Origin of the sequence: Gluconobacter cerevisiae (assembly GCF_015244675.1) — a bacterium.
In the GTDB taxonomy this organism is placed as follows: domain Bacteria; phylum Pseudomonadota; class Alphaproteobacteria; order Acetobacterales; family Acetobacteraceae; genus Gluconobacter; species Gluconobacter cerevisiae.
On sequence record NZ_JABCQO010000008.1, the window covers coordinates 91,747 to 105,224 of the forward strand.

The window sequence follows — 13,478 nt, forward strand, 5'->3', positions numbered from 1 at the left end:
GATTCATGCGGCACACTGACAGCCAGAAGCGGGAGATTGAGCGGCTCAAGACGCGGGTTGCTGAGCTGGAGCCGTGCGATCCGAAGCCGGGACGTGTGAAGGTGACGCGGAAGCCACGATCATGAGCCAGATGTGGGAGTTCTGAGCATGACCAGAGGAAGAGGTAAGATCGCACCCAAACCCGCCAAACAAAACCTCCCTTCCAAGGTCTGTCCTGTCTGCGACCGTCCGTTCACTTGGCGCAAGAAATGGGCAAAGGTTTGGGATCAGGTTCGGTATTGCTCCGAGGCTTGTAAGGGCGGTCGGTAGGAATTTAGCAGTAGATTGGACAAAAAGTGAATATTGAAGAATTAAAAGACAAAAAACTTTGGAGCTATATAAAATTCTTTTCACTCGTTTTTTCGATTCCAATTTCCATTGTTTCTGCCTTTGTAATGGTTTTCATAATCTGGAATGACTCCGAAGACTCAGTATCTTCTTGGGTATCTTCAGGAGCTTCTGTGATTAGTGCCTTAGCTACGATTGGTGTTGGGGTGTTTGCTTATAAAATTGCCCAGAAACAGAACGATTCGGGTCAAATTGGTGTTTTAATAGATGTTTCTCGGTATTTTTCAGATTCAATAAATTCAAATTTCACTTCGATGACTAGCGCTTCATCTCAACACTTGGCTGACATGGAATTTCCCTCAAATTACATAGGCGATTATATACAAATGGGGGAAATTATAAAAAGCGTATCAAGTGATACGACAGCAGATACCTCGAAAATAGTCTTTAAATCGCTTATTTCGCCCATGGCATGGAACGAATTAGAGACTGGGAAACTATTGTGGAATTTCATAAACTATGAACTGAAGAGCAGAGGTATAGAGTTTTCATTATTAACTGAAGATGAAAAGAAAATATTTATCACGATATACCGTCAATATAAAGACTCACAAAATAACTTCTGCAAACTAGTTAATATAGAAAATAGAGAATATTGGATTCAAATAGAAAAAAGATTACAAATAAACTAGAAATTTTTTTAAAATTATTCAATATTATAATCTCCATATATTTACATTATTCGCGCGATTAACTTAATATTGTTGATCGCGCAATCACAGAATAATGGTAAGCCTGTGATATTTCGTCACAGCCTTCCTTGCGCCCAACAAAGCACAACGATAGATTCTGTTTATGAAAGATCCTTCTACTAAGAGGGTTAAGCATCCTACCATTCATTTTAACGCTTCCTCCTTGTACAGACACCCTCCCCTGTACTAACCTGCTCCCATGCCAGCAGCCCAGAAATCCCGCGCCGGACTCGGCGATACGATCCGCCAGTTTTCGACGCCGAAGACGATCCGAAAAACGGCATTCATCCCAGTCAAAGCGGAGGATAATTCCCCGACGCCGGAACGGCTTTCAAAGGGGGACTATGAGTGGCAGGGCAAGAAGCGGATCAAGCTGAATACCGTCAACGCTCTGCACATGGCTGGCGACATCAACGGCGATGCAGTCACCGCCGCGAAATGGTGGATCTGCGATTATGTGTTTGCGAACCATGGATATTTGGACATTTTGAGTGACGTCCTGCCGTCTGGATACGAGAAGGGCGACGTCCACACATTCGCAATTTCCCGTGGGAATGCGGCCGAACGTATCGGCATGATCCGCGATCGGCTCGGGTTCTGCGCTCATGTACGGCTGGAGATGATGCTGGCTCGGGAACTGTCGTTCTCAGCCATGGGAGCGGCGCTTTACCCGGCTCTCGGAAAAGCTCTTCAACGCGGAAAGGTCTCCGCTCAATGCGCGCTCATTCTTGAGCAGCTCCCCGCGGTCTATACAGACACTCGCCGAGAAATCAGGCAGCGGATCGAACGCAACGCCGCCGAGAAAGGGCTTGTACCTGCCAGCGCGCCCTGATACGGTTGGGCAACACTGAAGAATTGCGCCTGTAGCGCAAAATATCCCGGACAATTCGCTATGCCCTCACCCGCCCTCACAGTCGGTGATGTGGTGTGGTGGAAGAGTGGCCGCTATCTAGTTGTCTCCCTGACACATTACAGCGTGGCGATTTGCCCGATTGTTCTATGCCCGGTTCCAAGTCATCGGGCAGATGTGAAGCCCTCCTGGTTCGACGCGATCAATCTTCGCGTTGATTGCGAAGCTGCAATCAGGTGTGTGCCCTTTGGTGTCCCTGTTCGCTTTGTGGAACCTGCGGGATATCAGGCGACCGGGGAATTGGTGGCGCGTGTCAGGTTGGCTATCGGTCGAGAAGTTTCGGCGCGACAGCTTGAGGAAGCTCACGGTTTCTCGCTGTTGCAAGCCATGTAGCTCTGTAGGTGCTCTCGTTACGGTTCTCATTTCAAAACTGAGAGACCTGATCTCCCGTGAGGCCGTTCCACAGGTAAACATAATCGACGCAACGCATAAATAGGCCTCGCACCCTTAAATGACGGACGGTGAGACAGGCAGCGTTTTCCCATTCAAAAAGGATCAAGCCTATGGCTGGGCGAAAAGGTCTGGCTAAAGGTCGGACGACAACGAAAACAACACGCTCAACGCGTAATCCGCGTGAGATATTCCTGCAGCATCTTCGCAAAACGTCGAACATTTCGGAGTCTGCAAGAATAGCGTTGATTGACCGGGCAACCGCCTACAAATGGCGTGAGGCCGATCCCGAATTTGCCCGGGCATGGGAAGATGCGATTGACGAGGCAACCGATGCTTTGGAAGCTGAGGCACGTCGTAGGGCATTGGATGGTCATGAGGAGTACGTCATCTCCATGGGGCAGATTGTCCGCGATCCCGAGACGGGCAAACCCCTTGTGCAGCGGAAGTTCAGCGACAGTCTGACTACCTTGCTTCTAAAGGCGCATCGACCTGAGAAGTACCGGGAACGGCATGACGTTCAACAGAGCGGTGCCATCGCCGTCACCATCACCTCGGATGACAATGCGCTGTAATCCATGGTTGCCACACTGAACCCCGCTCAGGCCGACGCAAATCGTCTTCTAGGCTCTCCAGCAACGCATATCCTCCTTCGCGGTGGCTCTCGGTCGGGTAAGACTTTCCTGTTGATCCGCGCCATTATCATACGGGCGGTGAAGGCTCCGGGCTCGCGGCACGGTATCTTCCGTCACCGCTTCAATGCCCTGAAGCACACGATTATCGGCGACACGTTCCCGAAGGTCATGCGACTTTGCTTCCCGGATCTGCCATACACGCTCAACCGGACTGATTGGTACGTCACCCTTCCGAATGGCTCGGAGATCCTGTTTCACGGCTTGGACAGTTCGGAGCGGACCGAGAAGATCCTTGGGCTTGAGTTCGCGACTGTTTACATGAACGAAGCAAGCCAGATCAGCTACGCGGCACGGAATATGCTGCTGACCCGCTTGGCGCAGAAAACCTGTCTCTCAGTCAAGGAATACATCGACGCCAACCCGCCAACGACTTCGCACTGGCTCTATAGTCTGTTTGAGCGGAAGGTTGAGCCCAAGGGCGGAGACCCCCTGCCCGACCCTGCCGATTACGCGACGATGCAGATCAACCCGGACGCGAACCGAGCAAACCTGTCGCCCGAATATCTGAAACAGCTTGAATCCCTGCCCGAGAAGGAGCGTCAGCGCTTTCTATTTGGCAATTACCAGACAGCCATTGATGGCGCGCTCTGGACTCTGGACCTTATCAAACGCTCGGCACCGATAGCGGATGCAAACCGCGATGGGGTGCTGTTGCAGATGCGTCGAATTGTTGTCTCAGTCGACCCCTCCGGATGCTCCGGTCCCGAAGACTACCGTTCTGACGAAATTGGCATTGCGGTGACGGGAGTGGACCGTGATGGCACTGGTCACGTTCTTGCTGATCTCACCTGTCGTCAGGGACCAGCAGGATGGGCAAAAGTCGCTCTGGATGCACTGGATCTGTGGAAAGCGGATCGGATTGTCGCTGAACGGAACTTTGGCGGCGCGATGGTTGAGCAGACGATCCGATCTGTCCGAGCAACTGCTCCGGTTAAACTGGTCACAGCTTCCCGTGGGAAATATGCTCGAGCCGAGCCAATTGCCGCCCTCTACGAACAGGGCAAGGTTATGCATCACGGCCGGTTCCCGGATCTTGAGGACCAGATGTGCCAGTTCTCGGCCTCTGGCTTCCAAGGCGCCCGCTCACCCGACCGTGCAGACGCGATGGTTTGGGGTCTGACGGAAGTCATGCTTGAGGACCAGCCGTCTAACGGCTTCCGGCGTCTAACCCCCGCTGAAATGGCAATGATCTAGGATTTATCTATGTGGCCTTTCACCCGCAAGCGAGCAGTGGACACAACGCGGGTCCGGGTGGAACCGCGCATTGCCGAGGCAACCCCCTCTCCATTCAATGGGGACGTATGGCGCGAGGTGGAGCGTGGCCTCTCTCGTGGGGCGGACCGGCCTTCATACGCCCTTTACCGTCCACTTGACGGCGTGCGGCCGAAGGCGTCTCCCATTGCGCAGGACAGCGCCATACCGCCTGCCGTTCAGAACTTCATGAATAACGCTGTGGCAGATGGGGTGGCCTTCATGGGCTATCCGCGCCTGGCCGCCATGGCTCAGCGGGCCGAATACCGTCATATCGTCGGAACACTGGCCGAGGAATCGACCCGCGAATGGATCGAGTTTCGTGCAGCGGACGGGGAAGATAAATCAGAACGCCTGAAGGATCTCCGATCAGAATTTACGCGCCTGAAGGTACGGGAGCGGTTTCGTCAGCTCTCGGAATATGACGGCTTTTATGGTCTCGGGATGCTTTATCTGGATACAGGCTTGCCGACACGTTCTCCGGATCTTGCCACACCTCTTCTCGTCGAACCTGAAACCATCGGCATTGGCGCTCTCAAGTCGCTGCGGGTAATTGACCCGATCTGGATTAGTCCGAACGACTACAACGCTGCAGACCCCCTAAAATCCGCTTTCTATCGCCCATCCACATGGTGGGTGCAGGGCGCGAACCTGCACGAAAGTCGTCTTTTGCGTTTCGTATCTCGCGACGTGCCAGACATTCTGAAGCCATCATACAATTTTGGCGGGATGTCTCTGACCCAGATGGCCAAGCCTTATGTCGATAACTGGCTCAGAACGCGACAGTCCGTGGCAGATCTGATTAACGGCTGCTCCATCGTTAATCTGAAAACCGATCTCATGGCCACCATGCAAAAAGTAGGCGTTGGCGGCCTAATTGACCGCGTGCAGTCATTTATCAAGTTTCGCTCCAACCGTGGCGTTATGCTTACGGACAAGGAAAAAGAAGAGCTTCAGATCCTTTCGGCCAATCTGGCGGGGCTGGACAAGCTTCAGGCTCAGGCACTGGAACAAATCTGTGTTGTCGCCCAGATGCCACTGGTCAAGTTTACGGGTATATCTCCATCCGGGCTCAATGCTTCGTCGGATGGTGAAATCAGGGTCTGGTATGACCGGGTCGCCGCCTATCAGGAACAGTTCTTCCGCCCTCACCTCACGCGAGTGATGCGCATCATCATGCTGTCTTTATGGGGGAAGATTGATGAAAGCATCGATTTCGCATTCATCCCGCTCTGGCAGATGGATGACGCCGCCAAAGCTGCGATCCTCAAGACCAAGGCTGATACCGTGGTTGAACTGATCGAAGCCGGGGTCGTATCGCCAGAGGAAGGGCGCAAGGTCGTGGCTGACGACCCGGATAGCCCGTTTGACGGCATTGATGTTGATGATGTTCCGCCGCCCCCAGAAGATGGAGACGATCATATCTCTCTGTTGTCAGATCCGGCGGCGGGGAATGTAGGGGCAAGTGGGGTTTAGGGGGCATCTCGATCAATCAAGGCGAACCTACATAACCATAGAGCCGCCCTTCGGCGTACTTTTGATCGGAGATCGCCATGGCTTTACGTTGCGAGTCTGCGCAGCCGCGTAAGCATCCTACGACACTCAAGCCTGTCCGACCCAATGCCGGAGTTGAGATTGCCTACTATAAGGCTCTCATGGCTCTGATCGACGAAATGGACGCCAGCCTCACATATTGGCTCAAGATAAACTACCGGAAGCACGAAGCAGCCATAGCGCAGGACAGCGTGGCGGACGAACTTCAGAAGGTCATGAACCGTCTGACGGCCCGCTGGCGCAGTCTGTTCGATGACCGGGCGCGGAAGATGGCGGAGACGCAGGCGGGGAAGTGGCAGAAGGGCGCTGACACATCGCTGATGAGCAAGCTGAAGCAGGCCGGATTTGCAGTGAAGTTCAGGCCATCTAAGGCTGTGACGGATGTGTTAGATGGCGTAATCAATGAGAACGTCGGGCTGATCAAAAGCATCGCCGAGCAGCATTTAAGCGACGTCTCGGCGATGGTTCAGCGTTCCGTCCTGGCTGGGCGCGATTTGTCTACGCTGACGACCGAATTGCAGGACCGCTACGGCATAACGAAACGCCGTGCCGCCTTTATCGCCCGGGATCAGAACAACAAGGCCACGTCCTTCATTACTCGAAGGCGGCAGATCGATCTGGGGCTGACCGAGGCAATCTGGTGTCATTCGAGTGCGGGCAAGCATCCCCGGCCAAACCACGTGAAGGCCGGCCGTGAGCGGCTTCGCTACGACATTCGCAAAGGTGCGGACGTGGACGGAGATGGCAAGCTGATTTTCCCGGGCGAGGAGCCGAACTGCCGGTGCACGTCAAGGGTGATCGTGAGTGGATTTGATGACTGACATTCTCGCCTATGACCGCATGGGGAGCGTTCGGACGGTTGATGCTGATGGGCGGCTTCGCGTTGCCAGGACGCCAATCAGCAAGGCCAATATCTGCCCGTATCGGGGAAATGAAATCCCCGGATGGGACAAGCTGGGCCTTCACCCTGAACGGATCTACCGCCTCTTGCGCGATCCTCAGGAGTTGGAGAAGGCAGCGCACACCTTCAATGGTCTACCTGTCCTCGAAGAACACTACCACGTCACTGCCGATGATCCCCGGCGTGATCTGGTCATCGGAACCACCGGCAACGAGGCGTCTTTCGAGGCGCCTTTTCTGTATGACAGCCTCGTCATCTGGGATGGGCCGTCAATCGAGCGGATCAAGAGCGGCGAGCAGCGCGAACTTTCCAGCGCTTATCGCTACCGCCCGGACATGACTGCCGGCGTGTTCAATGGAGAGCCTTATGACGGTGTAATGCGGGACATTATTGGTTCCCATGTCGCCGTTGTTCCTGCGGGTCGCGCTGGCCCAGACGTCCTTGTTGCGGACTCAAAACCGGAAAATATAAACATGCCAAAGAACATGACGTTGCGGGACAAGCTCCTGGCATCCGTCACCCCTTTCCTTGCCAAGGACGCGGATCTCGAAGCCTGCAAGAAGGCGATGGACGACGATCTGAACGACAAGACGGCCACAGACGATGCTGCTGATACGCTGCGGAACCTGCTGTCCGGTCGCGTTCCGGATGATGTGATGGATCAGGTTCTGGCCCTGTTTCAGAACGAAGCCACTGGCGGAGACCTCGGTGTAGCCACGGATGATGACATCGAGACGCGCCGCGAGAAGCTGAAAGCTGCTGGCCTGACGGATGATGAGGTGGACAAGTGCCTCGGGGCCCTGACTGCGACAGCCTCGGATGAGGAGACGACAGAGGCGGATCGCCAGCGTGAAGCCGAAGGGGCGCGTCAGGCCGACGCCGAGCGGACAGCACGTGAAAAGGCGGATGAGATCCAGAGCGCAATGGACGCGAAGCTCAAGACAGCCGTGGCTGATGCCGAGCGGAACACGATCCGTCGCATGAATGAGCTTCATGCTGCCCGCGATGCGGTAAAACCCTTCGTAGGGACGGTCGCCATGGATAGCGCCGAAAACGTCTATGGTTTTGCCTTGAAGAAAGAAGGCTACGACCTATCCGGCATCCCGGGCAGCGCATATCGGGCCATGTTCACGCAGCATGCGAAGAGCAAGGCGATTGCTACGAAGGCTCCTGGCCTCGCAACTGACAGCGCCGCATCCGTGTCTTTCCTGGAAAAGTTTCCTTCCCTCACCCGTATCAAGGGGGCCTGATCATGGGTTTCCAGACTTCCGTTAACCAGCAGCCCGCCATTGGTGTGCCTGGCGACTTTGCGTCGAACAACCCGACCGCCACGGTCCTCGCTGGTGAGGGTGCTCTTGTCGCCGGTTCTGGTGGCGTGACCGTTGCGGCCTTCGCTTGGATTGGAACGGACGGTAAGACTGTTACCAACGCGGGCACGACTGCTCCGGACGGTTTCGTCCATCGCGAACTTCAGGGCCTCATCGCCAACATCTACGATGAAGCCACGATGCTGGTCCCCGCTGGATACATGGTCTCGCTCTATGCGGCAGGCGATTTCTTCGCAGCCAGCAAGACGGCAGCCACGCGCGGTCAGAAGGTATTCGCCTCCACGACGGACGGCAGCATCAGCACCGGTGCAGCGGGAGCAACCGTAACCGGGGCTATCGAAACGCCCTTTTATGTCGGTTCCGCGGGCGCGGCTGGCGACACCATCAAAATCACGACGTGGGATCATCACTGATGCCTTACTCTACCGAACTCGACCTTCTCGCTGGTAAGGGGTTGGTCTTCCCTGATGGCACGGGTGTTCTCGAAAATGACGCCCTCCTTGCCAGCGATGCGATTGCCATGGATGCCGTGCCGGAGCTTTCTACTACGGCTTCTGCTGGTATTCCGGCCTTCATGACGTCCTATGTCGATCCAAAGCTGATCAATGTCGTCTTCACGCCCATGCGCGGCGCAGATCTTGGCGGCGAGGTCAAAAAGGGTGACTGGACCACGACCAACGCCATTTTCCCTATGATTGAGGTCACGGGCGAGGTGTCCAGTTACGGTGACTGGAACAACAACGGTCAGGTCAATCTGAACCCGACGTTTCCCGACCGGCAGTCCTACCATTATCAGGTGTTCGCCAAATGGGGTGAGCGTCAATTGGATATGGCCGGCAAGGCACGCATTCAGTGGGCTGCTGGCCTGCGTCAGGCCGCAGCCCTGAAGCTGAATAAGTTTCAGAACCAGACGTATTTCTATGGCGTCGCGGGACTGCGGAACTACGGCTACTTGAATGACCCTTCCCTGCCCGCCTCCATCGTACCCGAGACCAAGGCAGCGGGTGGTACGAGCTGGACGAATGCGACGTCCGTCGAGATGCAACACGACGTTATCGCGCTGATCAACCAGTTGCGTGAACAATCGGGCGGTATCGTGGATACCGACAGCAACATTACGATCGGTCTTTCACCGACCAGTTCTGGCAAGCTGACGATCGCCAACGAGTACGGCAAGTCCGCCCTCGACATGCTCAAGGCGTCTTACCCGAACCTACGTTTCATTCAGGCGGTGGAGTTCGGCGACGTTGTAGGCATGGCGGTTCAGACCATGCTTGCCATGGCTGAAGACATTGATGGCCAGAAGACTGCCGAAGCTGCTTTCACCGAGAAGCTGCGCGCTCATGCCGTTGTTACAGAAAATTCGGGCTGGTCTCAGAAAATGAGCCAGGGCACCTACGGCGCAATCATCTACATGCCGCTCGGCATCGCAACTATGGCGGGGATCTGATCCATGAGTGAAACGCGTATCGGGAACACTGTTACGGTAGGCTGCAAACTGCCGAACGGATTGGTCCTTAAGGCCGGAGAAAGCAAGGCTATCCTTGCCGGCTCCAACTCCTCTCGTGTGATCGGCGGATACGGCCTGACGGCTGTTCCTGCAGATCTCTGGGCTGAATGGCAGAAGGCGCATGCAGACACGCCCTTCATTAAGAAGAATATTGTGTTCATGCAGACCACTGCCGCCAAGGCTGAGGCGCAGGCCAGTGAGCAGTCAGAAGTAAAAACAGGCCTTGAAGGCCTTGACCCGGACAAGCCTGCTGCTGGCATCACGCCTGTCGAGAAGAAGTAATCTGATGCCGGTGGCGCAACTCAACTACGCGCTGTGGTCGAAGCGCTATCCGGCGCTTGGCGCAAATGTGGATGAAGATCTTGCCAATGCCTATTGGGCCGAGGCGGGACTTTATCTCGACAATACGGAATGTAGTCCGGTGCAGGATGTAGCTCAACGCTGCCTCCTGTTCGGGATGCTGGCTGCGCACTTGGCCCAGATCAATCTTCCGGCCGATCAAGGGGGATCAGGCATTGTTGGGCGTGTCTCGGCCGCCAGCGAAGGCAGTACATCGGTCAGTGCCGATATGGGGCCTGTTACAGGCTCGCAGGCATGGTTCCTGCAGACGCAGGCCGGGGCTTCATTTTGGCAGGCGACAATCTGGCTTCGGACGGCGCAGTACGTCACCACGTCCTACGTTCAGCAGGAGACATGGCCCTGATGGCAAAGACCGCAATCAAAGGCATGGCCCGGCTGCAGGCGACGCTGAGCGGCAAGGTTCAGGGCGCGCAGAAAAACTGGATGGCCCGGCTGCTGGATCGGGTTCTTCGCAGGTCCGCGCAGATGCAGATGAATATCGGCTTCTTGGAGGGGGCGACGTATCCGAAATCTTCGGGAGATAAAAGCGGGCTTGCCCCTGGAGCGGCATATGCTGATGGCCTGCCGGTAGCCGCCATTGCTTATCAGAACGAATTCGGCGGTGAAATCGAAATTCCAGGATACGAGCAGAAGATCTATCGCTCAGTCGCTGCTGACGGCTCTTTCCGCAAAAATGGAAAATTCGTCAAAGCCAAATCGTCCAATTTCGAAACAACACACACCGTTCCAGCGCATACCGTCACCATCCCTGCACGACCCTTCATGCGCAACGCTATTGCCAATAATCAGGATCAGTGGCCCGCGTTGCTGGCTGCGGCTCTCAAGCAGGCAAAAGGCGATCTGGATAAGGCCCTAGACATAGCAGCCGAGGCGATTGTCGGTCAGGTTCAGGAGGAAATTCGGAATCTCGGTGATCCTCCCAATGCTCCCTCGACCATCCGTTCAAAGGGCTTCGACAAGCCCCTGATCGACACCGGGCACATGCTGAACAGCGTCGGCTACGAGGTGGTCAGTGATTAACGTCTTCGCCATCGCCAATGCTGCGACGAACGCGATCAACCCGCCCATTCAGGCCATCCTTCGGGTCTCGGATGGTGAGACAGTCAATCTGGATTTCAGCGTCACACCGAATACCACGGACCTGCTCTGCACGATCAAGGTGCAGGCTCTGAGCACGTCGGACCTTCAGCGCATCCAGAACATCACCCAGCAGTCCGACATGAGGGCCGTCTATATCGCTGGCGGCATCAAGGGATTGAACCGGGCGCTCCAGACGGGCGGTGACGTGCTGCATTTCTACGGCTCCGACTGGCTGGTCACGCAAGTTCTCGAAGAATGGGGATATGGAAGATGGTCCAAGCTTGCGGTGACGCGCCAGACGTCGCCAGTTCAGGAATAACGTTTACCCTCACGGACAGCGCGCTTTATCTGGCACTGGGCGAGTACCTCAAGACGGTTCTCCCCTCGCCTTTCCGCATCCGGCAGGGCCAGCAGAACAGAACGCCCTCCCCGGTCGGGCCGTATTGCGTGATGCAGCTCATCACAACGCGGCTTCTGGCGACGAACGGCTGGTCCTACACGGACACGTCTCGCACCGTCACGGAGATGCGGGAGGTCACAGTTCAGGTTAGCGCATTCGGCGCGGGGGCTGGCGACGCGCTCAAGCAGGCCTGCGGGCTGTGGCGTGATTTCTATGCCACCGACTGGTTTCGGGCGAATGCGCCGATCCTGTCTCCTTTGACAGCTGCAGAACCCCGTCAGCTTGGCTTCTCCAACTCGGAGAACCAATACGAAGACGCCTGGTCCGTCGATCTGAAAATGCAGGTCAACTACCAGCGCACCATCCCGCAGCAATTTGCCTCGGAGGTCACTGTGACCACGATCGAGGCCGACACACTCACAACGCAGGAGTAACAGCCAGTGGCTGGCATCCCCATTTCACAGGTGGTCTCTGTCACCCCGAGCGCGCTGACTGCGGCGGGCGGTGTGGCGTTAATCAATGGCCTGATCATCACCGAAAACGCAGTCGTTCCGGCCGGAACTGTGGTCGCATACACGACAGCAGCAGCCGTTTCGACCGCGTTCGGCGCGACCTCCACGGAGGCGCAGATGGCAGCCGTGTATTTCAGCGGCTACACCGGTGCGAACGAAACGCCGAGCAAGCTGTATTTTGCAGGCTTCGCGTCCGGTACAGCCTTCCCCGGTTATCTTACCACGCTGATCGGCACGACGCAGGACTTTGCAGGTTTCACGACAGCTTTCGAACCTACGCTGACTGATAAGCAGGCCATCGCAACATGGGTGAGCGAACAGGCTGACCGGTTCTGGTATGCGGCCTGGGACACGGATGCGCAGGCGACCACGCAGAACAGCGAAACGGCTTTTGGCGTCTGGTTGACAGCGCAGAGCCTCGACGGCACGAGCGTGTTCTACAAAGATCCGCTTGTCGCGGCTGGCGCGCTTGGCTGGATGGCATCGCTGGACTTCGACGCCACAGACGGACGCAAGAACCTGTTCGGCTGCCAGTTCTCCGGCGTCTCGGCCACCGTCACGGATGGTGCGACCGCTAGCGTTCTCGCGGCTAACGGTTATTCCTTCTACGGCATGCACGCGAACGGTCTGGGCCGCTTCACCTTCCTGCGCGGCGGAATGGTTTCGGGTCAGTTCAAGTGGGCTGACAGCTACATCAACCAGATCTGGCTGAATGCGTCGTTCCAGTCGGCCATGCTTACACTGCTGCTCTCTGCGGGGAGTATTCCCTACAATACGCAGGGCGATGCGCTGATCTCGGCAGCAGCTCAGGATACCATCAATCAAGCTCTCGCCTTTGGAGCCATCCGCGCAGGCGTCACACTCACGACTGCTGAAGCGCAGGAGGTCAACAATTCGGCCGGCCTGACGATCTCCGACACGCTCCAGACACGCGGCTGGTACTTCCAGCCCAACGCTTCGACGGCACCTGCCTCGGACCGCGTGGCCCGAACCTCGCCCCCCTGCAAGTTCTGGTACACCGATGGCCAGTCCGTGCAGTCCGTCAACCTTGCTTCCGTTGAGGTTCAGTAATGGCCGGAAACTTCATTACGTCAGCCAATGGTATCATGACGCTGACGATCGCCTCTCTTTTTGATGCGCCGATCACGCTCCAGAATTGGGGATCAGATCGAGCGTGGGAGCAGGAAGCCGTTGAGATGCTGGAATCTCAGATGTCGATTGATGGCGTTCTGAACCGCGGCTACATTCCGCGCCCGGTCAATCAGACGCTTACCTTCTCAGCCGCCTCTCCATCTATCGTCTATCTTGAGGCAATCTGGACGGCGCAGCAGTCAACCATGACAGCCATTTCCCTTGGTGCTGAACTGACCATTCCGTCCACCAAACGGAAATACACGTTTACGAATGGCGCCATGATGACGGGTAGCGTTGCTCCGAATGGTGGCACGGTCCTTGAGGCGCGGGCATTCACCTTCCAGTGGGAAAAAGTCTTCCCGGCGGGGATCTGA

Annotated in this window: 18 protein-coding genes; all 18 read left to right on the forward strand. The window is 56.1% G+C overall.

Features of this window, described 5'->3' with window-relative positions; genetic code table 11:
* Window positions 1–147 precede the first annotated feature (147 nt).
* The 18 genes from HKD21_RS10310 to HKD21_RS10395 all read left to right on the forward strand — a co-directional run bounded on the left by HKD21_RS10310 (window position 148) and on the right by HKD21_RS10395 (window position 13,478).
* A complete protein-coding gene (locus HKD21_RS10310) occupies window positions 148–309 on the forward strand; it encodes a DUF2256 domain-containing protein (RefSeq protein WP_194255615.1) in 162 nt (53 codons plus the stop codon).
* A 26-nt stretch (window positions 310–335) separates the two neighbouring features.
* Window positions 336–1,019 carry a hypothetical protein gene (locus HKD21_RS10315; RefSeq protein WP_194255616.1) on the forward strand — a complete coding sequence of 228 codons (684 nt, stop codon included), beginning with the start codon at window positions 336–338 and terminating at the stop codon, window positions 1,017–1,019.
* Window positions 1,020–1,278: 259 nt separating this feature from the next.
* Window positions 1,279–1,911, forward strand: coding sequence for a hypothetical protein (locus HKD21_RS10320; protein ID WP_194255617.1), 633 nt, complete (start codon window positions 1,279–1,281; stop codon window positions 1,909–1,911).
* A 60-nt stretch (window positions 1,912–1,971) separates the two neighbouring features.
* Window positions 1,972–2,322: a hypothetical protein gene (locus HKD21_RS10325; protein WP_194255618.1), complete on the forward strand. Its 351-nt coding sequence runs from the start codon at window positions 1,972–1,974 to the stop codon at window positions 2,320–2,322.
* A gap of 170 nt (window positions 2,323–2,492) precedes the next feature.
* Entirely contained in the window at window positions 2,493–2,954 is a 462-nt protein-coding gene (locus tag HKD21_RS10330; RefSeq protein WP_228121331.1) for a hypothetical protein, read from the forward strand.
* A gap of 3 nt (window positions 2,955–2,957) precedes the next feature.
* Window positions 2,958–4,268, forward strand: a complete 1,311-nt coding sequence (locus HKD21_RS10335) for a phage terminase large subunit (RefSeq protein ID WP_194255619.1) — start codon at window positions 2,958–2,960, stop codon at window positions 4,266–4,268.
* A gap of 9 nt (window positions 4,269–4,277) precedes the next feature.
* Window positions 4,278–5,801: a DUF1073 domain-containing protein gene (locus tag HKD21_RS10340; protein WP_194255620.1), complete on the forward strand. Its 1,524-nt coding sequence runs from the start codon at window positions 4,278–4,280 to the stop codon at window positions 5,799–5,801.
* 77 nt (window positions 5,802–5,878) lie between these two features.
* The gene (locus HKD21_RS10345; RefSeq protein ID WP_215748068.1) at window positions 5,879–6,700 is read left to right on the forward strand and encodes a phage head morphogenesis protein; all 822 of its coding nucleotides are present in this window, start codon (window positions 5,879–5,881) and stop codon (window positions 6,698–6,700) included.
* A complete protein-coding gene (locus HKD21_RS10350) occupies window positions 6,693–8,030 on the forward strand; it encodes a DUF2213 domain-containing protein (protein WP_194255621.1) in 1,338 nt (445 codons plus the stop codon). The genes HKD21_RS10345 and HKD21_RS10350 overlap by 8 nt, the downstream gene beginning before the upstream one ends.
* A gap of 2 nt (window positions 8,031–8,032) precedes the next feature.
* Window positions 8,033–8,521 carry a structural cement protein Gp24 gene (locus HKD21_RS10355; protein ID WP_194255622.1) on the forward strand — a complete coding sequence of 163 codons (489 nt, stop codon included), beginning with the start codon at window positions 8,033–8,035 and terminating at the stop codon, window positions 8,519–8,521.
* Entirely contained in the window at window positions 8,518–9,558 is a 1,041-nt protein-coding gene (locus tag HKD21_RS10360; protein WP_407646566.1) for a DUF2184 domain-containing protein, read from the forward strand. The genes HKD21_RS10355 and HKD21_RS10360 overlap by 4 nt, the downstream gene beginning before the upstream one ends.
* A gap of 3 nt (window positions 9,559–9,561) precedes the next feature.
* A complete protein-coding gene (locus tag HKD21_RS10365; protein WP_194255624.1) occupies window positions 9,562–9,900 on the forward strand; it encodes a hypothetical protein in 339 nt (112 codons plus the stop codon).
* A complete protein-coding gene (locus HKD21_RS10370; RefSeq protein ID WP_228121333.1) occupies window positions 9,851–10,321 on the forward strand; it encodes a DUF4054 domain-containing protein in 471 nt (156 codons plus the stop codon). Before HKD21_RS10365 ends, HKD21_RS10370 begins: the two co-directional genes overlap by 50 nt.
* On the forward strand, window positions 10,321–10,998 hold the full coding sequence (locus tag HKD21_RS10375) for a hypothetical protein (protein WP_215748067.1): 678 nt from the start codon (window positions 10,321–10,323) through the stop codon (window positions 10,996–10,998). Before HKD21_RS10370 ends, HKD21_RS10375 begins: the two co-directional genes overlap by 1 nt.
* A complete protein-coding gene (locus HKD21_RS10380; protein ID WP_194255625.1) occupies window positions 10,991–11,377 on the forward strand; it encodes a hypothetical protein in 387 nt (128 codons plus the stop codon). The genes HKD21_RS10375 and HKD21_RS10380 overlap by 8 nt, the downstream gene beginning before the upstream one ends.
* Entirely contained in the window at window positions 11,329–11,892 is a 564-nt protein-coding gene (locus HKD21_RS10385; RefSeq protein ID WP_194255626.1) for a phage neck terminator protein, read from the forward strand. The genes HKD21_RS10380 and HKD21_RS10385 overlap by 49 nt, the downstream gene beginning before the upstream one ends.
* 6 nt (window positions 11,893–11,898) lie before the next feature.
* Window positions 11,899–13,041: a DUF3383 family protein gene (locus HKD21_RS10390; RefSeq protein WP_194255627.1), complete on the forward strand. Its 1,143-nt coding sequence runs from the start codon at window positions 11,899–11,901 to the stop codon at window positions 13,039–13,041.
* Window positions 13,041–13,478 carry a phage tail fiber protein gene (locus HKD21_RS10395; protein ID WP_194255628.1) on the forward strand — a complete coding sequence of 146 codons (438 nt, stop codon included), beginning with the start codon at window positions 13,041–13,043 and terminating at the stop codon, window positions 13,476–13,478. The genes HKD21_RS10390 and HKD21_RS10395 overlap by 1 nt, the downstream gene beginning before the upstream one ends.